Annotated in this window: 20 protein-coding genes; 4 read left to right on the top strand and 16 right to left on the bottom strand. The window is 73.2% G+C overall.

Annotated elements, in window-relative coordinates; all coding sequences use genetic code 11:
• Positions 1 to 124: 124 nt before the first annotated feature.
• The 12 genes from ACFV0O_RS35405 to ACFV0O_RS35350 all read right to left on the bottom strand — a co-directional run bounded on the left by ACFV0O_RS35405 (position 125) and on the right by ACFV0O_RS35350 (position 12,399).
• The gene (locus tag ACFV0O_RS35405; RefSeq protein WP_380348045.1) at positions 125 to 949 is read right to left on the bottom strand and encodes a MetQ/NlpA family ABC transporter substrate-binding protein; all 825 of its coding nucleotides are present in this window, start codon (positions 947 to 949) and stop codon (positions 125 to 127) included.
• 57 nt (positions 950 to 1,006) lie between these two features.
• Entirely contained in the window at positions 1,007 to 1,753 is a 747-nt protein-coding gene (locus ACFV0O_RS35400) for a methionine ABC transporter permease (RefSeq protein ID WP_380348043.1), read from the bottom strand.
• Complete coding sequence (locus ACFV0O_RS35395) at positions 1,750 to 2,775, bottom strand: ATP-binding cassette domain-containing protein (protein ID WP_360264636.1); 1,026 nt, start codon at positions 2,773 to 2,775, stop codon at positions 1,750 to 1,752. The genes ACFV0O_RS35400 and ACFV0O_RS35395 overlap by 4 nt, the downstream gene beginning before the upstream one ends.
• Before the next feature lie 549 nt (positions 2,776 to 3,324).
• Entirely contained in the window at positions 3,325 to 3,825 is a 501-nt protein-coding gene (locus ACFV0O_RS35390; RefSeq protein WP_360264633.1) for a GNAT family N-acetyltransferase, read from the bottom strand.
• 255 nt (positions 3,826 to 4,080) lie between these two features.
• Positions 4,081 to 4,338: a hypothetical protein gene (locus ACFV0O_RS35385; protein ID WP_380348041.1), complete on the bottom strand. Its 258-nt coding sequence runs from the start codon at positions 4,336 to 4,338 to the stop codon at positions 4,081 to 4,083.
• 108 nt (positions 4,339 to 4,446) lie between these two features.
• Entirely contained in the window at positions 4,447 to 5,871 is a 1,425-nt protein-coding gene (gene argH, locus ACFV0O_RS35380) for an argininosuccinate lyase (RefSeq protein WP_380348039.1), read from the bottom strand.
• Positions 5,872 to 5,986: 115 nt separating this feature from the next.
• Positions 5,987 to 6,535 carry an arginine repressor gene (locus ACFV0O_RS35375; protein WP_380348037.1) on the bottom strand — a complete coding sequence of 183 codons (549 nt, stop codon included), beginning with the start codon at positions 6,533 to 6,535 and terminating at the stop codon, positions 5,987 to 5,989.
• A 23-nt stretch (positions 6,536 to 6,558) separates the two neighbouring features.
• Complete coding sequence (locus ACFV0O_RS35370; protein ID WP_380348035.1) at positions 6,559 to 7,764, bottom strand: acetylornithine transaminase; 1,206 nt, start codon at positions 7,762 to 7,764, stop codon at positions 6,559 to 6,561.
• On the bottom strand, positions 7,761 to 8,636 hold the full coding sequence (argB, locus tag ACFV0O_RS35365) for an acetylglutamate kinase (RefSeq protein ID WP_360264700.1): 876 nt from the start codon (positions 8,634 to 8,636) through the stop codon (positions 7,761 to 7,763). Before argB ends, ACFV0O_RS35370 begins: the two co-directional genes overlap by 4 nt.
• A 178-nt stretch (positions 8,637 to 8,814) precedes the next feature.
• Positions 8,815 to 9,969, bottom strand: a complete 1,155-nt coding sequence (argJ, locus tag ACFV0O_RS35360; protein WP_380348061.1) for a bifunctional glutamate N-acetyltransferase/amino-acid acetyltransferase ArgJ — start codon at positions 9,967 to 9,969, stop codon at positions 8,815 to 8,817.
• Positions 9,970 to 9,983: 14 nt separating this feature from the next.
• A complete protein-coding gene (gene argC, locus ACFV0O_RS35355) occupies positions 9,984 to 11,012 on the bottom strand; it encodes an N-acetyl-gamma-glutamyl-phosphate reductase (RefSeq protein WP_380348034.1) in 1,029 nt (342 codons plus the stop codon).
• 187 nt (positions 11,013 to 11,199) lie between these two features.
• On the bottom strand, positions 11,200 to 12,399 hold the full coding sequence (locus tag ACFV0O_RS35350; RefSeq protein WP_380348032.1) for a methyltransferase: 1,200 nt from the start codon (positions 12,397 to 12,399) through the stop codon (positions 11,200 to 11,202).
• 97 nt (positions 12,400 to 12,496) lie between these two features.
• On the opposite strand from ACFV0O_RS35350, the gene ACFV0O_RS35345 reads away from it, so the two are divergent.
• Positions 12,497 to 12,901: a VOC family protein gene (locus ACFV0O_RS35345; protein ID WP_360264617.1), complete on the top strand. Its 405-nt coding sequence runs from the start codon at positions 12,497 to 12,499 to the stop codon at positions 12,899 to 12,901.
• 78 nt (positions 12,902 to 12,979) lie between these two features.
• Complete coding sequence (locus ACFV0O_RS35340; RefSeq protein WP_360264614.1) at positions 12,980 to 13,354, top strand: S4 domain-containing protein; 375 nt, start codon at positions 12,980 to 12,982, stop codon at positions 13,352 to 13,354.
• Positions 13,355 to 13,389: 35 nt separating this feature from the next.
• Here ACFV0O_RS35340 and ACFV0O_RS35335 read toward each other — a convergent pair whose 3' ends face one another.
• From ACFV0O_RS35335 to ACFV0O_RS35325, 3 genes are all read right to left on the bottom strand, one after another.
• A complete protein-coding gene (locus tag ACFV0O_RS35335) occupies positions 13,390 to 13,905 on the bottom strand; it encodes an FBP domain-containing protein (protein WP_380348030.1) in 516 nt (171 codons plus the stop codon).
• 10 nt (positions 13,906 to 13,915) lie between these two features.
• On the bottom strand, positions 13,916 to 14,500 hold the full coding sequence (locus ACFV0O_RS35330) for an HDIG domain-containing metalloprotein (protein WP_380348028.1): 585 nt from the start codon (positions 14,498 to 14,500) through the stop codon (positions 13,916 to 13,918).
• A 169-nt stretch (positions 14,501 to 14,669) separates the two neighbouring features.
• Positions 14,670 to 15,554, bottom strand: a complete 885-nt coding sequence (locus tag ACFV0O_RS35325) for an SAM-dependent methyltransferase (protein WP_380348026.1) — start codon at positions 15,552 to 15,554, stop codon at positions 14,670 to 14,672.
• 208 nt (positions 15,555 to 15,762) lie between these two features.
• Between ACFV0O_RS35325 and ACFV0O_RS35320 the strand changes: the two genes are divergently transcribed.
• Positions 15,763 to 16,680, top strand: a complete 918-nt coding sequence (locus tag ACFV0O_RS35320; protein WP_380348024.1) for a polysaccharide deacetylase family protein — start codon at positions 15,763 to 15,765, stop codon at positions 16,678 to 16,680.
• A gap of 38 nt (positions 16,681 to 16,718) precedes the next feature.
• On the opposite strand, the gene ACFV0O_RS35315 is transcribed toward ACFV0O_RS35320, so the two are convergent.
• A complete protein-coding gene (locus ACFV0O_RS35315) occupies positions 16,719 to 17,537 on the bottom strand; it encodes an SDR family NAD(P)-dependent oxidoreductase (protein WP_380348022.1) in 819 nt (272 codons plus the stop codon).
• A 320-nt stretch (positions 17,538 to 17,857) separates the two neighbouring features.
• Between ACFV0O_RS35315 and ACFV0O_RS35310 the strand changes: the two genes are divergently transcribed.
• A complete protein-coding gene (locus ACFV0O_RS35310) occupies positions 17,858 to 18,727 on the top strand; it encodes a 3-hydroxybutyryl-CoA dehydrogenase (protein WP_360264597.1) in 870 nt (289 codons plus the stop codon).
• Positions 18,728 to 18,963: the final 236 nt, after the last annotated feature.

Raw genomic sequence — 18,963 nt, 5'->3', positions numbered from 1 at the left:
TCGTTCTTGTTGGTGTCGGGGGGGTTGTTTTTTTTTACTAGCGCCCCCCCCCGCCCGGGCGGCCCCCCGGGCGGGGGGGGGGGGGGGCCCGGTCGGGCGTCGCGGCGTACCGCGGTGCGACGGATCAGAAGGCCGGGATGACCGAACCCTGGAAGGTGTCGTTGACGTACTTCTTGACCTCGTCGGAGTGCAGCAGCTCGGCGAGCTTCTTGACCCGCGGGTCGTCCTCCTTGCCCTTCTTCACGGCGAGGATGTTGGCGTACGGGTTGCCGTCGGCCTTCTCCAGCACCAGCGCGTCGGTGGCCGGCTTCAGGCCGGAGTCGATCGCGTAGTTGCCGTTGATGACGGCGGCGTCGAGGTCGGTGACGGAGCGGGGCAGCTGGGCGGCCTCCAGCTCCTTCCACTTGAGGTTCTTCGGGTTGCCGGTCACGTCGGCCGGGGTGGCCGTGGTGGTCACGCCGTCCTTGAGGGTGATCAGCTTGTTGTCGGCGAGCAGCTTGAGGGCGCGGCCCTCGTTGGTGGCGTCGTTCGGCAGGCCGACGGTGGCGCCGTCCGGCAGGTCGGCTATCGCCTTGACCTTCTTGGAGTAGAGGCCCAGCGGCTCCAGGTGCACGGGCTCGACGGACACGATGGTCGTGCCGTGCTTCTTGTTGAAGTCCTCCAGGTACGGGACGTGCTGGAAGAAGTTGGCGTCGGCCGAACCGTCCTGCACCGCCGTGTTGGGGGTCACGTAGTCGGTGACCTCCTTGATGTCGAGCTTGAGGCCCGCCTTCTCCGCGAGGTTGTCCTTGACGAACTTGAGGATCTGCCCGTGCGGGGTCGGGCTCGCGACGACCTTGAGCGGCGCGTTCGGGTCCGAGGAGGAGGACCCCGAGCTGCCGCAGGCGGCGAGGGAGAGGGCGAGGCCGGCGGTGGCCAGGGCGCTGGTGAACTTCAGGGCGTTGCGCACGAAAAGTGCCTTTCTGCGTGATACGGGGAGCCGCGTCCGGAGTCGGAGGCGGGAGGTCTAGGAGGCGACGAGGTCCTTGTCGCCGGCGGCCGGACCGGCCGGGCCGGCCGGGCCGCGGCCGAACAGCCGGGTCCGGCCGCCGGTGCGGCCGCGGTGGGAGAGGCGGCGGACGGCGAAGTCGCCGATCAGCTGGACGGCCGTGACGATGATCACCAGCTCGGCCACGATGACCCACATGAAGGCGGTCTCGAAGCGCTGGTAGCCGTAGTTGACGGCAAGGGTGCCGAGGCCGCCGCCGCCGACCGTGCCGGCCATCGCGGAGTAGCCGACCAGGGTGATGACCGTGGTGGTGATCGAGGCCACGATGCCGGGCAGCGCCTCGGGCAGCAGGGTCTTGCGGACGATCGTCCAGGTGCCGGCGCCCATCGACTGGACGGCCTCGACCAGGCCGCCGTCGACCTCGCGGACGGAGGTCTCGACCAGGCGGGCGAAGAACGGGATGGCGCCGATGGTCAGCGGCACGGTCGCCGCCTGCCAGCCGATCGACGTGCCGACGAGCCAGCGGGTGAAGGAGATCAGCGCGATCATCAGGATGATGAACGGCACCGAGCGGGCCAGGTTCACCACGAAGCCGATGCCCTTGTTGACGGCCCGGTTGGCCAGCAGGCCGCCCTTGTCGGTGAGCACCAGCAGGATGCCCAGCGGCAGGCCGAGCAGCACCGTGAAGACGGCGGACACCCCGACCATCTGGAAGGTCTCCTGCGTGGCGGGCCCCATCAGGGCCCACATCTCGTCCCAGGTCATGCCACCGCTCCGTCCACCGCGCCCAGTACGTCCACCTGCAGGCCCTGCTCGCGCAGGTAGCCGATCGGCACCACGTTGTCCTGGTGGCCGCCGGGCAGCTCGACCCGCATCCGCCCGACCATCCGGCCGGCGATGGTCTCCACGGCGGCGCCGAGGATGTTGATGTCGATCTGGTAGGTGCGGGCCAGCTGGGAGACGAACGGCTGGGCCGAGGTGTCGCCCTGGAAGGTGATCTCCAGCACGGTGGAGCCGGCGTGGCCGGTGCCGAACTCGCTGAGCGGGAACAGCTCGCGGGCCAGCTCGGAGCCGGGCTTGGCCAGCAGGTCGGTGAGTTCGCCGGACTCGACCACCCGGCCGCCGCGCATCAGGGCGGCGGAGTCGCAGACGGACTTGATGACGTCCATCTCGTGGGTGATCAGCAGGACGGTGAGGCCGAGCTGCTGGTTGAGGTCGCGCAGCAGCTTGAGGATCGAGCGGGTGGTCTCCGGGTCGAGCGCCGAGGTGGCCTCGTCGGAGAGCAGCACCTTGGGGTCGCCGGCCAGGGCGCGGGCGATGCCGACGCGCTGCTTCTGGCCGCCGGAGAGCTGGTTGGGGTAGCTGCGGGCCTTGTCGCCGAGGCCGACCAGGTCGAGCAGTTCGGCGGCCTTGCGGCGGCGCTGGGTGCGGTCCAGTCCGATGATCTCCAGCGGGAGTTCGACGTTCTGCTGCACCGTCCGCGAGGAGAGCAGGTTGAAGTGCTGGAAGACCATGCCGATCCGGCGCCGCGCCTCGCGCAGTTCCCGTCCCGCGCGGTTCTCGCCGCCGGACAGGGCGGTGAGTTCGGCCCCGTCCACGGTGACGGTGCCGGAGGTCGGGCGCTCCAGCATGTTCACGCAGCGGATGAGGGTGGACTTGCCGGCGCCGCTGGTGCCGACGACGCCGTAGACCTCGCCCGGGCGGACGTGCAGGTCGACACCGGCGAGGGCGGTCACCTCGCGGCCTCGGGAGCGGTAGACCTTCGTGAGGTCCGTGGTGGTGATCACAGCAGCTTCCGTGGGTCGGGGGCGGGCGGCGCGGGTCGACCGCCCGACCGGGTTTCGGTCGGCGGTGTCCTTGCGGCGCTTCGCCAGGGGGATCCGGACCTGCCACCCCTTGATCGCGGCCGTCGGACGGCCGGGCCGCGCGAGGGCGTGGCCTTACGACTCACCGGCGCCCGCGGGCGGGCGGGCACGGCAGGGGGAGGGGTACGGGAGGAAGGGCGCGCTCACACGGGCGGGAGCGGCGCCGGAGTCTCGCTTCGGGGCGCGAGGGGAGGCACCCTCGGAGGGGTGCCGGGGGCGGTGGCCCTCAGCAGTGACACATTCGACGGCACATGGCACGCTCACCTGCCGGCAGCGTGCCGGTGGGGGTGCAGTTCGTCGTCGCAGTCATGTGAGCCAGTAAAACAGATGGTTCGAGGTACGCCCAATTATTTGACCAGGCTGTCCGCAATGCGGACGCATACCGCTCTGACCAGCGCAGACATGACTCGGCGCCGCCACCGGATCGTCCGGATGGTGGCGGCGCCGAGGGGCGGGGCGCGGGGCGGCCGGTCAGGCCGTCGCGGCGAGCGGCGTGCTGACGGGCTTCTCCAGGTGGACGAAGCTCAGCCGGCTGTTGACCTGTTCGACCCGGGTCTGCCGGTAGCCCTGGCGGGCGTACAGGCGCAGGTTTCCGAGGCTGCGGTGGCCGGTGAAGAGGCGGTAGGCGGACACCGCGCCGTCCTCGGCGAGGCGGCGCTCCAGCGCGTCCAGCAGGCGACCGCCGAGGCCGTGGCGCTGCATCCGCGGGTGGACGACCAGACGCCCTATCCGGGCGACGCCGTCGGGCTCCACGCGGCCGCGGACGGTGCCGACCACCTCGCCGCCCAGCCGGGCGACCAGGAAGTGCTGCTCGGTCAGTTCGGCGCGCAGACTCTCCAGGGTCTGCGTCAGGGGCTCGATCGCCCAGTCGCCGTACAGCTCGGCCTCGGGCTGGTAGCCGAGGTACTGGAGCTTGAGGATCTGCTCCGCGTCCTCGGCCGCCGCGGCCGAGATGATCACGCTCATGCCCATGTGGAGGGGCCTCCCCAGTCGTCGTGCCCGGCGCGCAGAGGGTGGCGCGCTCACGCTCAGTATCCGAGTGATCGCGTCACCGTCAAGAGCTGCGTTCGCCAGCGCTCTACCCGGGTGTCAGCTTCCCTCAACCTTCGGGGGGCCAGACGTGGCGAGGGTCACGCCCGGGCGAGGAGGGGGTGGTGGGACGGGGCGCGCGGCGTGGAACGCGCACCGGGGAGTGCGGGCGGACGCGCCCGGGACCCCTCCCGCGCCTCACGGGTACCGCTCCGCGTGGAGCAGCGTGCGCAGGCAGGCGAGGCAGCGGGAGCGGGTGGGGCCGATGGAGCCGCGGGGCATGCCGAGGCGCTCGGAGAGCTCGCGGTAGCTGGGCGGCGGGTCCTCCGCGAGGGCGGCGATCAGTTGCGGGCAGCGGCCGGGCAGGGCGGCGACGGTCTCGCGGACCACGCGGCGGCGGCGTTCGGCGAGGTAGACGTCCTCGGCGGAGGGGACGGGGGGAGGGGTGGTGCACACACCGTGCATGACGCCCCGGGGCGGGGCCGGTTACGCCCGGACCGGGGCGCGGACGCCGCAGGGGCGCGCCGGTCGGACCGCCGCGCCCCTGCTCACGCCGACCCCCGGTCAGCCCTGCACCCACTCCTGCTGCCGCGCCAGGTCCGCCTTCACCTCGGCGAGCTGGACCGCGACCGCCGAGGGGGCGGTGCCGCCGCGCCCGTTGCGGGAGGCGATGGCGCCGTGCACGCTGAGCACCGAGCGCACCTCCGGCGTCAGGTGGCCGGAGATCCCGGCGAACTGCTCGTCCGTCAGGTCGGACAGCTCGATGCCCTCGGCCTCGCAGACCTTGACGCAGGCGCCGGCCACCTCGTGCGCGACCCGGAACGGCACGCCCTGCTTGACCAGCCACTCGGCGATGTCGGTGGCGAGCGAGAAGCCGGCCGGGGCGAGCTCCTCCAGCCGCTCCCGGTGCACGGTGAGGGTGGCCATCATCCCGGTGAACGCCGGCAGCAGCACCTCCAGCGTGTCGCAGGAGTCGAAGACCGGCTCCTTGTCCTCCTGCAGGTCCCGGTTGTAGGCCAGCGGGAGCGCCTTGAGGGTGGCCAGCAGGCCGGTCAGGTTGCCGATCAGGCGACCGGACTTGCCGCGGGCGAGTTCGGCGATGTCCGGGTTTTTCTTCTGCGGCATGATCGAGGAGCCGGTGGAGAAGGCGTCGTGCAGCGTGATGAAGCCGAACTCCTTGGTGTTCCAGATGATCACCTCCTCCGCGATCCGGGAGAGGTTGATCCCGACCATCGCGGTGACGAAGGCGAACTCGGCGACGAAGTCGCGCGAGGCCGTGCCGTCGATGGAGTTGCCGACCGAGCCGCCCTCGAAGCCGAGCTCGGCGGCGACGGCCTGCGGGTCGAGGCCGAGCGAGGAGCCGGCCAGCGCCCCGGAGCCGTAGGGCGAGACGGCGGTGCGGGCGTCCCACTGGCGCAGCCGCTCGGCGTCCCGGCCGATGGCCTGCACGTGCGCGAGGACGTGGTGGGCGAAGAGCACGGGCTGGGCGTGCTGGAGGTGGGTGCGGCCCGGCATGGCGGTGTCCGGGTGCGCCTCGGCGAGGCCGACCAGGGCGTGCTGGAGGTCGAGCAGCAGGCCGCCGATGGTCTTCGCGTGGTCCCGCAGGTACATCCGGAACAGGGTGGCGATCTGGTCGTTGCGGGAGCGCCCGGCGCGCAGCTTGCCGCCGAGCTCGGCGCCGAGGCGCTCCAGCAGGCCGCGCTCCAGGGCGGTGTGGACGTCCTCGTCGGCGACGGTGCCGGTGAAGGTGCCCGCCTCGACGTCGGCGAGCAGCCGGTCGAGGCCGTCCAGCATGGCGGCCAGTTCGTCGTCGGAGAGCAGTCCGGCCTTGTGCAGGACCCGGGCGTGGGCCTTGGAGCCGGCGATGTCGTACGGGGCGAGCCGCCAGTCGAAGTGGACCGAGGCGGACAGCTTGGCCAGCGCCTCGGACGGGCCGTCGGCGAAGCGCGCGCCCCAGAGGCGGACGTCGGAGGACTGCTGGGCGGTCATCGCGGGGCTCCTTCACACATGTGCGGCTGGTGGCATAAGTATGCATGACGGCGTATGAAACACAAAACCCCGGCCGGACGGGATCCGTCGGCCGGGGTTGCGGGTGTCCGAGGGGCTACTGCGCCTTCGCCTGGGCGAGTTGCATCAGGTGGTCGGCGAGCGCCTGGCCGCCGGCCGGGTCACGGCTGATCAGCAGGACGGTGTCGTCGCCGGCGATGGTGCCGATGATCTCGAACACCTCGGCCTGGTCGATCGCCGAGGCCAGGAACTGGGCCGCGCCCGGCGGGGTGCGCAGCACGACCAGGTTGCCGGAGGCCGTCGCGGAGACCATGAGCTCGCCGGCCAGCCGGGCCATCCGGCCCTCGCTGGCCGACTCCCCCATCGGCGCGCGCGGCGTGCGGTCGCCGCCCTCGGCCGGGACGGCGTAGATCAGCGCGCCGTCCCGGTTGCGGATCTTGACCGCGCCCAGCTCGTCCAGGTCCCGGGAGAGGGTCGCCTGGGTGACCACGAGTCCGTCGTCGGCGAGCAGCTTGGCGAGCTGGCTCTGCGAACGCACGGGCTGGCGGGTGAGCAGGTCCACAATCCGCCGGTGGCGCGCGGTGCGGGTCTGTGGGACCTGCGGCGTCGGGCCGGCGGCGGACGGGCCTGAGCGGGAAACGGTCATGTGATTATTCTCCCGGACGACGGTCAACTCGCATCGGCCGGGGCGCTCTCGCGCACCGTCCGGAGGATGCCCGGCAGCGCCGCGAGGAACGCGTCCGCCTCCTCCTCGGTCAGCACCAGCGGCGGGGCCAGCCGGACGGCGTCCGGGACGGCCGCGTTGACCAGGAACCCGGCCTCCTGCGCGACGGCCTGGACCCGGGCCGAGACCGGCGCGGTGAGCACGATGCCGAGCAGCAGGCCGGCGCCGCGCACGTGCGAGACCAGCGGGTCGCCGATCGCCTCGACGCCGTGCCGCAGCCGCTCGCCGAGCTTGCGGACGTGCTCCAGCAGGCCCTCGGACTCGATGGTGTCCAGCACCGCGAGCCCGGCCGCGGCGGCCACCGGGTTGCCGCCGAAGGTGGTGCCGTGCTGGCCCGGGGTGAGCAGCTCGGCGGCCTCCCCGAAGGCGAGGACGGCGCCCATCGGCAGGCCGCCGCCGAGCGCCTTGGCCAGGGTGACGACGTCCGGCTCGACGCCCTCGAAGGCCTGGTGGGCGTACCAGTGGCCGGTGCGGCCGACGCCGGTCTGGATCTCGTCCAGGACCAGCAGGGTGCCGGTGGCCCGGGTGATCTCGCGGGCCGCCCGGAGGTAGCCGTCGGGCAGCGGGATCGCGCCGTTCTCGCCCTGCACCGGCTCCAGGAAGACGGCTGCGGTCTCGGTGGTGACGGCCGCGCGCAGCGCCTCGACGTCGCCGAAGGGGACGTGGGTGACGTCGCCGGGCAGCGGGCGGAACGGGTCCTGCTTGGCGGGCTGGCCGGTGAGCGCGAGGGCTCCCATCGTCCGGCCGTGGAAGGCGCCCTGGAGGGCGACCAGGTGGGTGCGCCCGGTCCGTCGGCTGATCTTGAAGGCGGCCTCGTTGGCCTCCGCGCCGGAGTTGCAGAAGAACACCCGGCCGCCCGCCCGGCCGTCCAGGCGCAGCAGCCGCTCGGCGAGGGCGATGGTGGGCTCGGCCATGAAGAGGTTGGAGACGTGGCCGAGGGTGGCGATCTGCCGGCCGACCGCCTCGACCACCGCCGGGTGGGCGGTGCCGAGGGCGTTGACGGCGATGCCGCCGAGCAGGTCGGTGTACTCCTTGCCGTCGGCGTCCCACAACTTGCTGCCCTCGCCCCGCACCAGCGGGATCCGGGGGGTGCCGTAGTTGTCGGTGAAGCTGTGCTGCCACCGGTCGGTGAGCTGCTCGTTGTGCGTCATGCCAGTCCCCCGGTCACGGTCGGCTCGTCGTCCGGCACGACCATCGTGCCGATGCCCTCGTCGGTGAAGATCTCCAGCAGCAGGCTGTGCGGTACCCGGCCGTCCAGGACGCGGGCGGTGCCCACGCCGGAGCGGACGGCGCGCAGGCAGCCCTCCATCTTGGGGAGCATGCCGCTGGCCAGGCCGGGCAGCAGCTCCTCCAGTTCGCTCGCGTTGAGCTGGCTGATCACGTCGTCGGAGTTCGGCCAGTCCTTGTAGAGGCCCTCGACGTCCGTGAGGACGACGAGCATCTCGGCGCCGAGGGCGACCGCGAGGGCGGCGGCGGCGGTGTCGGCGTTGATGTTGTAGACGTGACCGTCGGCACCGCGCGCGATCGAGGAGATCACCGGGATCCGGCCGTCGCCGATCAGCGCCTTCACCGCGCCGGCCTCGATGTTGACGATGTCCCCGACCAGGCCGATGTCCACCTGCTCGCCGTCCACCACCGCGTAGCGCTTGACCGCCGTCATGGTGTGCGCGTCCTCGCCGGTCATGCCGACGGCGAACGGTCCGTGCTCGTTGAGCAGGCCGACCAGCTCGCGCTGCACCTGGCCGGCCAGCACCATCCGGACCACGTCCATGGTCTCGGGGGTGGTGACCCGCAGGCCGTTGGTGAAGCTGGACTGCAGGCCGAGCCTGTCCAGCTGGGCGCTGATCTGCGGACCGCCGCCGTGCACCACCACGGGGTGCAGTCCGGCGTAGCGGAGGAAGACGACGTCCTGGGCGAACGCCGACTTGAGCTCGTCGTCCACCATGGCGTTGCCGCCGAACTTGATCACGACGGTCTTGCCGTGGAAGCGCTCCAGCCACGGCAGTGCCTCGATCAGCGTCATGGCCTTGGGCAACGCGGTGTTGTTGCGGGCCTGTTCGCCCTTGGGTGCGATCTGCACGGGGTTCCCTCGTCGATGGGGGTCCCCCGGCCGGAGGCTGGGGGAGGATGTCGCGGACCCGGTACCGCCGCGGTTCGGTGGTGCCGCGGGTCAGGATGTCGCGGATCAGGTGCGGCGCGGATCAGGTGGAGTAGGCGCTGTTCTCGTGGACGTAGTCGGCGGTGAGGTCGTTGGTCCACAGCGAGGCGCTCGCGGTGCCCGCGTCGAGGTCCGCGGTGATGACGACCTCCCGGCCCTTCATGTCGACCAGGTCGCGGTCCTCGCCCACCCCGCCGTCCTTGCAGACCCAGACGCCGTTGATGGCGACGTCGAGGCGGTTCGGGTCGAAGGCGGCGGAGGTGGTGCCGATCGCGGCGAGGACGCGGCCCCAGTTGGGGTCCTCGCCGTGGATGGCGCACTTGAGCAGGTTGTTGCGGCTGATCGTGCGGGCGACCTCGACGGCCTCGTCCTCGGTCGCGGCGCCGGTGACGTCGATCCGGATGTCCTTGCTCGCGCCCTCGGCGTCGCCGATCAGCTGACGGGCCAGCTCGGCACTGACGGTGCGGACGGCCTCGGCGAACTCGGCCCGGTCCGGGGTGGTGCCGGAGGCGCCGGAGGCCAGCAGCAGCACGGTGTCGTTGGTCGACATGCAGCCGTCGGAGTCGATCCGGTCGAAGGTGGTGCGGGTGGCGCCGCGCAGGGCGGCGTCCAGGTCCGTGCTGTCGACGGCGGCGTCGGTGGTGAGCACGACCAGCATGGTGGCGAGGCTCGGGGCGAGCATGCCCGCGCCCTTGGCCATGCCGCCGACCGTCCAGCCGGCCGGGCTGGTGACCTGGGCGGTCTTGTGCACGGTGTCGGTGGTCTTGATGGCGATCGCGGCGGCCTCGCCGCCGGTCCCGCTGAGCTCCGCGGCGGCGAGGGTGACGCCGGGCAGCAGGATGTCCATCGGCAGCCGGACGCCGATCAGGCCGGTGGAGGCGACGGCGACCTCGCCCGCGTTGAGCCCCAGCTCCTCGGCTGCCTTCTCCGCGGTGGCGTGGGTGTCCTGGAAGCCGAGCGGGCCGGTGCAGGCGTTGGCGCCACCGGAGTTGAGGACGACGGCGGAGACCTGCCCGCCCTTGAGGACCTGCTCGGACCAGAGCACCGGCGCGGCCTTGACCCGGTTCGAGGTGAAGACGCCGGCCGCGGCGAGCGAGGGACCGTCGTTGACCACCAGGGCGAGGTCCGGCGTGCCGGAGGCCTTGATGCCGGCGGTCACCCCGGCGGCGCGGAAGCCCTTGGCAGCCGTCACGCCCACGTTGCTGCTGTTGCTCACGGTGCGACTCCGTTCAGGGGGAGGCCCAGCTCTTCGGGCAGGCCCAGGGCGATGTTCATGCTCTGCACCGCGCCGCCCGCGGTGCCCTTGACCAGGTTGTCGATCGCGCTGATCGCGATGATCCGCCCGGCGGTGGCGTCCAGGGCGACCTGGACGAGGGCGGTGTTGGCGCCGTAGACGCTGCTGGTCTGCGGCCACTGGCCCTCGGGCAGCAGGTGGACGAAGGTCTCGTCCGCGTACGCCTCGGCGTAGGCGGCGCGCAGGCTCTCGGCGGTCACGCCGGGCCTGGCCTTGGCCGAGCAGGTGGCGAGGATCCCGCGCGGCATCGGGACGAGGGTGGGGGTGAAGGACACGGTGACCGGTTCGCCCGCGAGCGGGCTGAGGTTCTGCGCCATCTCCGGGGTGTGCCGGTGGACGCCGCCGACGCCGTACGGGCTGACGTTGCCCATCACCTCGCTGCCCAGCAGGTGCGGCTTGGCGGCCTTGCCGGCGCCGGAGGTGCCGGAGGCGGCGACCACGACGGCCTCCGGCTCGGCGAGTCCGGCCGCGTACGCGGGGAACAGCGCGAGCGAGACGGCCGTCGGGTAGCAGCCGGGCACGGCGATCCGGTTGCTGCCCTTCAACGCGGCTCGGTGGCCGGGGAGTTCGGGCAGGCCGTAGGGCCAGGTGCCGGCGTGCGCGGAGCCGTAGAACTGCTCCCAGTCGGCGGCGGCCTTGAGCCGGAAGTCGGCACCGCAGTCGACCACCAGGACGTTCGGGCCGAGGGCCTCGGCGACGGCGGCGGACTGGCCGTGCGGCAACGCCAGGAACACCACGTCGTGGTCGGCCAGCACCTCGGGGGTGGTGGGTTCGAGGACGCGGTCGGCGAGCGGGATCAGGTGCGGCTGCAGCGTGCCCAGCCTGGCGCCCGCGTTCGAGCCGCCGGTCAGCGCCCCGATCTCCACCTCCGGGTGGCCGAGCAGCAGGCGCAGCACCTCTCCGCCCGCGTATCCGCTCGCGCCGGCGACGGCGACTCGCAATGCCATGGCGTTCCTCCTTAGTCTTGGCATGAATATACGCGGGAGGGAAAATCCATGCAAGGAGTTCGTGGCAGAGCACCCCGGGCACCCGGGCGAGCCTCGGGGCGGAGGTCCGCGGCGGCCGGGGCCCGGGGCCCGGGGGCCTGGAGACCTGGGGGCCTGGGGGCCTGGGGGCCTGGGGGCCTGGGGCCGGTCAGCGCTTGACGGCGCGCAGCACCACGAACTTGGGGTTCCCGGCCACCAGTCGGCAGTTGCCGAACAGGCGGCGCAGCTTGACGTGGTAGCCGAGGTGGCGGTTGCCGACCACCCAGAGTTCGCCACCGGGCCGCAGGGCCCGCTTGGCGCCGGTGAACATCCGCCAGGAGGTCGCGTCGGTGGTGGCCTGGTGCGAGTGGAACGGGGGGTTGTTGAGCACCAGGTCCACCGAACCGGGGGCGACCACGTCCGCCGCCAGCGCGTCGGCGGTGCGGAACTCGGCCGGGGCGTCCGGCCCCAGGTTGGCGCGGAAGGTCTCCTCGGCGGAGGCCACCGCCTGGTGCGACTCGTCCACGAAGAGCAGCTCCGCGCCGGGCCCGGCCAGCGCGGCGGCCGTGCCGACCACGCCGTTGCCGCAGCCGAGGTCGACCACCCGGGCGCCCGGGGCGGGGACGGGCAGTTGGGCGAGGAAGAAGCGGGTGCCGATGTCGAGCCGCTCGGCGCAGAACGTCCCGGCGTGGTTGACGACCGTACGGCCGGCGGCGGGGCCGATGTCCGACGGCAGCGCGTAGCGGTGCGGCCACGGGTTCGGGCCGGGGTCGAGCGCCGGATCGGGGGTGCTCAGGATCAGCCGGGCCTTGCGGACCGCCAGCGAGGTGCGGGTCGGGCCGAGGATCCGCTCGAAGAGCCGGAGGGTGGAGCTGTGGATCTCGGTGACCATGCCGGTGCCGACCACCACGGTGCCGGGGTGGAGCGCGGGGGCGAGCCGGTGCAGCTGGTCCTCCAGCAGGGCCAGGCTCTTGGGCACGCGCACCAGCAGCACGTCGATCCGCTCCGGCGGGGTGTCCCGGGTACTGAGCAGCCGGTCCCCGTCGACGGCGGCACCGGCGCGGGCCAGGTTGGCGAGGGTGGCCTGGCGGCCCAGGTGGGAGTCGGAGATCTGGACCGGCCCGAACCCGGCGAGCGCGGTGGTCAGCGCGCCCCAGCGGTCGCCGAGGACGGCGATCCGGCGGCCGGCCAGCTCGGTGGCGGCGCCGCCCGCGCTGTCCGTCTCGCCCGCGAGGTGGCGCAGCAGGTACTCGTCGGCGGCGTCCCAGGCCCGGAGCCGCTCGCGCGGGTCCTCGGGGAAGCGGGTGAGGTCGAGGGTGCCCCACGGGGTGGAGAACGTGGTCGCGGCGGGCGTGGTCTGCGGATTCATCGTGTTCTCAGGCTATCGGACGGCCGGTGGGGGAACAGTTTTGGATGACTGCCGCCGGACGGATACTGGAAGGGCCCGACCGAGAGGGGTGAGGGCGATGGACTGGAAACTCGAAGTCGTGGTGGTCCCCGTGTCCGACGTGGACCGCGCGAAGCTCTTCTACGAGGAGCAGGCCGGGTTCACGGTGGACCACGACACCCGCCTGCGGGACGGGGTCCGGGTGGTCCAGCTGACGCCCCCCGGCTCACCCTGCTCGATCGTGGTGGGCAAGGGGGTGATCGACTCCCCGCCCGGCTCGGTCAAGGGCCTCCAACTGGTGGTGGCGGACATCGAGAAGGCGCACGCCGAACTGGTGGCGCGGGGTGTCCAGGTCAGTCCGGTCCAGCACTTCGTGGCGGGTGCCCGGGTGAACGGGCACGGCGAGGCCTGGAACAACTTCGTGTTCTTCAACGACCCGGACGGCAACGGCTGGGCGATCCAGGAGGCGCCGGCCGCGGCGTAGCCGCCGGGCGGCCGCCCGTCCCGCCGCGCAGGCCGTCCGTCGGCCGCCCGGGCCCGACCGCTTGGGTAGGCTCCGAGGATGGCTGAACACGAGGGAAGCGTGCGGGTTGACAGCTGGATCTGGGCGGTCCGGCTGGTCAAGACGCGGGCGCTGGCGGCGGCCGCCTGCCGGGCCGGACACGTCCGGGTGAACGGCGAACGGGCCAAGCCGGCCCAGGCGCTGAAGCCCGGCGACGAGGTCCGGGTGCGCGAGGAGAACCACGAGCGGGTGGTGGTCGTGCGGACGCTGATCCGCAAGCGGGTCGGCGCCCCGGCGGCCGCGGAGTGCCTGGTCGACAACAGCCCGCCGCGGCCGCCGCGCGAGTTCGTCGCGGCGGCCGGGCAGCGGGACCGCGGGGCCGGGCGCCCGACCAAGCGGGAGCGCCGCGAACTGGACGGGCTGCGCGGCCACTGAGCCCTGGCCGGGCGGGGCCTGCGTCCGGGCAGGGCCTAGCCGGGCGTGACGGTCGTGTCGGTGAGCACCCGGGCGAGGAAGGCGTCGAGGTTGCCCAGCGTCCGGGCGATCTGGTCCGCCAGCGGCAGCGACTCGTCGGGCCGGGTGACCAGGGTGGACTTCTTCAGCCCGCGCACGTAGAGCGAGCAGGCGAGGTCGGCGCAGATGTAGGTCCCGACGGTGTTGCCCTCGCGGCCGGCGGCGCCGGCCCGGCGGGCGGCGAGCAGCGCGACGCCGGTGCCGGCGTGCCCGGTGATGCACAGCGAGCAGACGTTGGTCTTGGTCAGGCTGCGCCGGACCGTCGGCACCCGCAGCGTCACCCCGACGAGTTCGCCGCCGTGCGGGGCCACCAGGTAGGCGCGGTCGGGCGCGCCCTGGTCCCGCCAGCCGAGGAAGTCCAGGTCCTCCCAGGGCAGTTCGGCGAGGCCCCGGGGAAGGTTGAGCCGACGGGCCTCGCCCTTGGAGCAGTTGACGAAGGACGCGCGGATCTCGTTCTCACTCAGGGCTTCCATGCCTCGGAAGCTAACACCGCCCGGCGCGCCCTGTCGCGTGGGTTTCCCGGGCGCGCACGGGGTGCGCGGCCTGGACGGCGAGCCGCCTCGGGGCGTCCTCGCCGATCCGGGTGAGCAGGTCGTCCAGGGCGAGGAGGGCCTCCCAGCGCTCCCGGCCGGTGGCGGCGGCGAGCCGGTCGACCACGCGGTCCTCCAGGTCCTGGACGCGCTTGTTCTTCCACGCCTTGTCGGCCAGGCTGACCAGCAGTTCCTCGACGGTGACGCCGGGCCCGCCCCAGCTCGCGTGGCTGCGGGCGAAGCGGGCGAGCCGCTCGGGGACGCCGCGGGCGAGCAGCAGGGCGTGACCGGCGGCCTCGTGCGCGGATCCGGGCCCCGAGAGTTCCTCCGGGTGCACGGTCTTGCCGATGTCGTGGGTGGCGGCGCCGTACCGGACGGCCTCGCGGTCGAACTCCAGACCCTCACCGGCGCAGAAGTCGGCGATCTCCTCGGCGACTTCGTGCACCAGCGCGAGGTGGGCGACCAGCCGGGGTGGGGCGTCGAGGTCGCGCAGCAGGTCGGCGGCCCCGGCGGGCAGGGGCGGCAGGGTGGTGGTCACGCCGCAGGCTACCCGGGCGGGTGAGGGGCTGTCAGTGGGGCTGCGTAGGCTGCGGTGATCCGGTCCCGGCGCAGGAGGGAGGCGCCGGGGCCGGGTACCGGTCACGCGCGGGGCGCGGCGGCGGCCGCCGTGGGCCCGACGGCCACGGCAACCACCACGGCAGCAGCGGCTACGGCTTGAACGCGACGCCCGCGTAGGCGGAGACGTCCTGCCAGCCCTCCGGCAGTTCGGTGGTGGGCACGTGTCCGGCGGTGGGGCGCCAGAGCGGGAGCTGGACGAGCCCGGGGCCGACGAACTCGAAGTCCCCGAAGAAGGGTTCGACGCCGGCCCGGGGGCGCAGGACGAGCGGGGCGCTGGCGCTCTTGTAGATCCGGGTGCCCTCGGCGGCGCTCTCCCGGGAGGCGAAGTCGGGGCTGCCGTGCGACAGGATCAGCGCGCTGCCCGGGGCGAGCGCCTCGCGCAGGGTGCGGACGATCTGCTGCGCGCCGTCCTCGTCGCGGATGAAGTGCAGGACGGCGACCAGCATCAGCGCGACCGGCCGGGAGAGGTCGACGGCGGCGGCCAGTGCGGGGTGGGCGAGGATCGCGGCCGGGTCGCGCAGGTCGGCCTCGATCACCGAGGTGTGCCCGGCGGGGTGTCCGGCCAGCAGGGCGCGGGCGTGGGTGGCGACGATCGGGTCGTTGTCGACGTACACCACGCGGGCGTCCGGGGCGACCCGCTGGGCGACCTCGCTGGTGGAGCCCACGGCCGGGATGCCGGTGCCGATGTCGACGAACTGGCGGATGCCCCGGCCGGCCGCGAACTCGACGGCCCGCCCGAGGAACTGCCGGTTGGTGCGGGCCAGCAGCGGAAGCGCGGGGTAGGCGGCTATCGCGGCCTGGGCGGCCTTGCGGTCGGCCTCGAAGTTGTCCTTGCCGCCCAGGTAGTAGTCGTACATCCGGGCGGTGTGCGGGATGCCGGTGTCCAGCTCGCTCGGCGGCTGCCAGTCGTCCGCTCTGGCCCAGTGCCAGTCGGTGTCGGCCGCCCGGCCGGTCGCCGTGGTGTCCTCGTACATCCTGTCCGCCCCCAATGCGCGATGCCGGAATTGTGCGACCGCCTGTCAACACGCGGCGCGCGGTGATCGTATCCAACGACACGCCGTGGAAACAGCGGGAGTTCAGGTTTACGCAACGCCCGTAGACAGGGTGTGTGCACGTCAAGGGCGGTACGGACGGGTCATCCCGGATCGCCCGCCACGGCCGTCCTCTCTATGCTGGCTGCCGATGACTGCCGACCGCCGCACCGTACTGCGCACCGCCGCCAAGCTGGCCGCCCTCACCGCCGCCGGAGGCCTCCTCACCGCCTGCGGCACCGGCGTGCCCCGCCGGGCCGACCCAGGGGCGCTGGCCGCCCACCCCGGCACCGTCGACCCGCAGCACATCACCGACCCGGCCTGGAACGGCGGCGAGGGCCCGGCCTCCCCCGCGCCGACCGCACCGGCCGCCGGCGCGGATCCCGAGCCCGTCGCCGATCCGACCGCAGCCGCCGCCCGGGCGTCCGCCCCGCCGACCCCTCCCCCGCTGCCCCCGCTCGCGCCCGGCACCCCGGTCGAGGTCGTGTACGGGCCGCGCACCGGCAAGAACGTGGCGCTCACCGTCCACGGCAGCGGCGACCCGAAGCTGGCCACCGCCCTGCTGGAGATCGCCGAGCAGCGCGGCGCCAAGCTGACCGTGATGGTGGTCGGCAGCTGGCTCGACCAGCAGCCGCAGATGGCGCAGCGGATCCTGGACGGCGGCCACGAGCTGGGCAACCACACCCAGAACCACCTCAACATCTCCGCGATGACGCCGGACCAGGCGCGCGCCGAGATCGCCCAGTGCGCCGACCGGCTGCAGAAGCTCACCGGTTCGATCGGCCGCTGGTTCCGCCCCTCCGCCGCGCAGTACTCCACCCCGATGGTGCGCGAGCAGGCGCGGGCCGTCGGCTACGAGCACGTGCTGTCCTTCGACGTCGACCCGCGCGACTACAACGACCCCTCGGCCGCCGAGCTGCAGCGCCGGGTGCTGAACTCGGTGCGCGGCGGCTCGGTGGTGGCCCTGCACATGGGCCACCAGTGCACGGTCGACGCGCTGCCGGCCATCCTGGACGGCCTCGCCAAGGCCGGGCTCAAGCCGGTGACCGCCAGCCAACTGTGCGCCTAGGGCCGGCTGCGCGAGCAGGGCCCCGGGGGCCGTACCGGTCAGACCATCGGGTCGTCGTCCTTGTACGGGCGCAGCCGCAGGGTACGGGCGTCCGACGCGCGGATCTCGTCGGCCCGCTCGACCAGCTCCGCCAGGTCGTCCCGCCCCGCGTGGATGAACCGCCCGTGCAACCCGTCGAAGCGGCCCCGGGCGGCGTCCACGGCGACCGCGACCATGTACGGGATGGAGCCCCAGTCCTTCGTGTCCCGGAACATCGGCATCCCGGCGGTCATGTCGGTGGCCACCGCCCCGGGGCTGATGTCGAGGACGACGACGTCGTGCCGGGCGAGCGAGTCGGCCATGTTGTCGGACAGCTGGAGCAGCGCGCCCTTGGAGGTGGCGTACGCGGTGTAGTTGCCGTCCGGGCGCAGCGCGAAGCCCGAGTTGAGGTTGACCACCCGGCCGCTCCGCCGTTCGACCATGCCGGGCAGCACGCAGCGCAGCAGGTTGTACGGGCCGCGCAGGTTGGTCTCCACCACCTGCCACCACTGGTTGGCGTCGCTCTCCCAGATCGGCACCTCGGCGCGGTCGACCAGGCCGGCGTTGTTGACCAGCAGGTCGATCGGGCCGAGGTCGCGCTCGACCAGCCGGACGGCCTCGCGCACCGATCCCGGTCGGGTGACGTCGGCGGTGACCGCGACGCCCCGGGAGCCGCGCACGACGCACTCCTTGAGGGTGTCGGTCAGCGTCTCGTGGGTGCGGCCGACCAACCCGACGGCCATCCCCTCGGCGGCCAGGCCGATGGCGATCTCCCGGCCGATGCCCCGGCCGGCGCCGGTGATCAGGGCGACCTGTCCTGCGAGCGATCCCGTCGACACCGTGTGTGCTCCCTTCCGTCCCCGCCCCTGTCCGCCGTCTTTTCCCCGCCCCGTCCCCGGCCCCCGCCTGCGGCATTCTGTCGGCCGCCGGGCGGCGGCGGCCCCGGGGCACACGGGCCGGAGCCGCCGCCTCACCCGTTCGGGGGATCCGTCCGCGGTGGCACTCCTCCGGGGAGGGGGTGACCTACTGGCCGGTACGGAGTAGTAACGTCGTCGGGGCGGTGACCGGTGCACCCATTCCGGTACACCGACCCGCTGACCAGCAGCTCGCTGGGCCACCAGTCGCTGGGCGACCCCCAGCACCACCGAAGGGCAACTGAGTGAGTGACATCGCGCGCGTCGGAGTAGTGGGCTGCGGACTGATGGGGTCGGGCATCGCCGAGGTCTTCGCCCGGGCCGGGCTGGACGTCCTGGTGTCGGAGGCCAGCGGCGAGGCGCTGGAGTTCGGCCGCACCCGGCTGACCAACTCCCTGGACACGGCGGTCAAGCGCGGCAAGCTGAGCCCCGAGGCGCGGGACGAGGCGATGGCCCGGCTGTCCTTCACCGTCGACCTGGCCGACTTCGCCGACCGCGACCTGGTGGTCGAGGCCGTCGCCGAGCGCGAGGACATCAAGGTCAAGATCTTCCAGACCCTGGACCAGGTCATCGAGCGCCGCGACGCGGTCCTCGCCTCCAACACCTCCTCGATCCCGATCGTGAAGCTGGCCGCCGCCACCTCCCGCCCGGAGCAGGTGATCGGCCTGCACTTCTTCAACCCGGCGCCGGTGCAGAAGCTGGTCGAGGTCATCCCGACCCTGACCACCTCGGCGACCACCACCGAGCGGGTCGAGGCCTTCGCCTCCCAGGTGCTCGGCAAGGAGCCGATCCGCGCCCGCGACCGGGCCGGCTTCGTGGTCAACGCGCTGCTGGTGCCGTACCTGCTGTCCGCGGTGCGGATGTTCGAGTCGGGCGTGGCCACCGCCTCCGACATCGACAAGGGCATGGAGGCCGGCTGCGCCCACCCGATGGGCCCGCTGCGCCTGTGCGACCTGATCGGCCTGGACACCATCGTGTCGATCGCCGAGTCGATGTACGACGAGTACAAGGAGCCGCTGTACGCCGCTCCCCCGCTGCTCTCCCGGATGGTCGACGCGGGCCTGCTCGGCCGCAAGTCCGGCCGCGGCTTCTACGACTACACCGCGAGCGCCTGACCCGCGAAAGACACCTCCACGCGGCCCTGTTACGGCACGGGCGGCAGGTCGACGGGGGTTCGAAGCCGGCCCCACCGTCGTACGGCCAGGCGGGGAGTGCCAGGGGCGACGCAGCCGGGGCCCCCCCCCCCCGGGGGGGGGGGGCGGGCGCGCCCGCCAATTAGCCCGCCGCCCCGCCCGCGGCGGCCGCCGACGGCGGGCCGAAGTGCGCGCGCGGGTAGAGGACGCCCCCCCCC

Source organism: Kitasatospora sp. NPDC059577 (genome assembly GCF_042735475.1).
Lineage (GTDB): Bacteria > Actinomycetota > Actinomycetes > Streptomycetales > Streptomycetaceae > Kitasatospora.
This window is presented reverse-complemented; position numbering and strand designations above follow the sequence as displayed.

What these genes read in the sequence shown, in the direction of transcription:
- ACFV0O_RS35400 (WP_380348043.1), bottom strand. Translation starts at nt 1,753, where the DNA reads ATGACCTGGGACGAGATGTGGGCCCTGATGGGGCCCGCCACGCAGGAG.
- ACFV0O_RS35390 (WP_360264633.1), bottom strand. Translation starts at nt 3,825, where the DNA reads ATGGGCATGAGCGTGATCATCTCGGCCGCGGCGGCCGAGGACGCGGAG.
- argH (WP_380348039.1), bottom strand. Translation starts at nt 5,871, where the DNA reads ATGACCGCCCAGCAGTCCTCCGACGTCCGCCTCTGGGGCGCGCGCTTC.
- ACFV0O_RS35375 (WP_380348037.1), bottom strand. Translation starts at nt 6,535, where the DNA reads ATGACCGTTTCCCGCTCAGGCCCGTCCGCCGCCGGCCCGACGCCGCAG.
- ACFV0O_RS35370 (WP_380348035.1), bottom strand. Translation starts at nt 7,764, where the DNA reads ATGACGCACAACGAGCAGCTCACCGACCGGTGGCAGCACAGCTTCACC.
- argB (WP_360264700.1), bottom strand. Translation starts at nt 8,636, where the DNA reads ATGACGCTGATCGAGGCACTGCCGTGGCTGGAGCGCTTCCACGGCAAG.
- argC (WP_380348034.1), bottom strand. Translation starts at nt 11,012, where the DNA reads ATGGCATTGCGAGTCGCCGTCGCCGGCGCGAGCGGATACGCGGGCGGA.
- ACFV0O_RS35350 (WP_380348032.1), bottom strand. Translation starts at nt 12,399, where the DNA reads ATGAATCCGCAGACCACGCCCGCCGCGACCACGTTCTCCACCCCGTGG.
- ACFV0O_RS35345 (WP_360264617.1), top strand. Translation starts at nt 12,497, where the DNA reads ATGGACTGGAAACTCGAAGTCGTGGTGGTCCCCGTGTCCGACGTGGAC.
- ACFV0O_RS35340 (WP_360264614.1), top strand. Translation starts at nt 12,980, where the DNA reads ATGGCTGAACACGAGGGAAGCGTGCGGGTTGACAGCTGGATCTGGGCG.
- ACFV0O_RS35335 (WP_380348030.1), bottom strand. Translation starts at nt 13,905, where the DNA reads ATGGAAGCCCTGAGTGAGAACGAGATCCGCGCGTCCTTCGTCAACTGC.
- ACFV0O_RS35325 (WP_380348026.1), bottom strand. Translation starts at nt 15,554, where the DNA reads ATGTACGAGGACACCACGGCGACCGGCCGGGCGGCCGACACCGACTGG.
- ACFV0O_RS35320 (WP_380348024.1), top strand. Translation starts at nt 15,763, where the DNA reads ATGACTGCCGACCGCCGCACCGTACTGCGCACCGCCGCCAAGCTGGCC.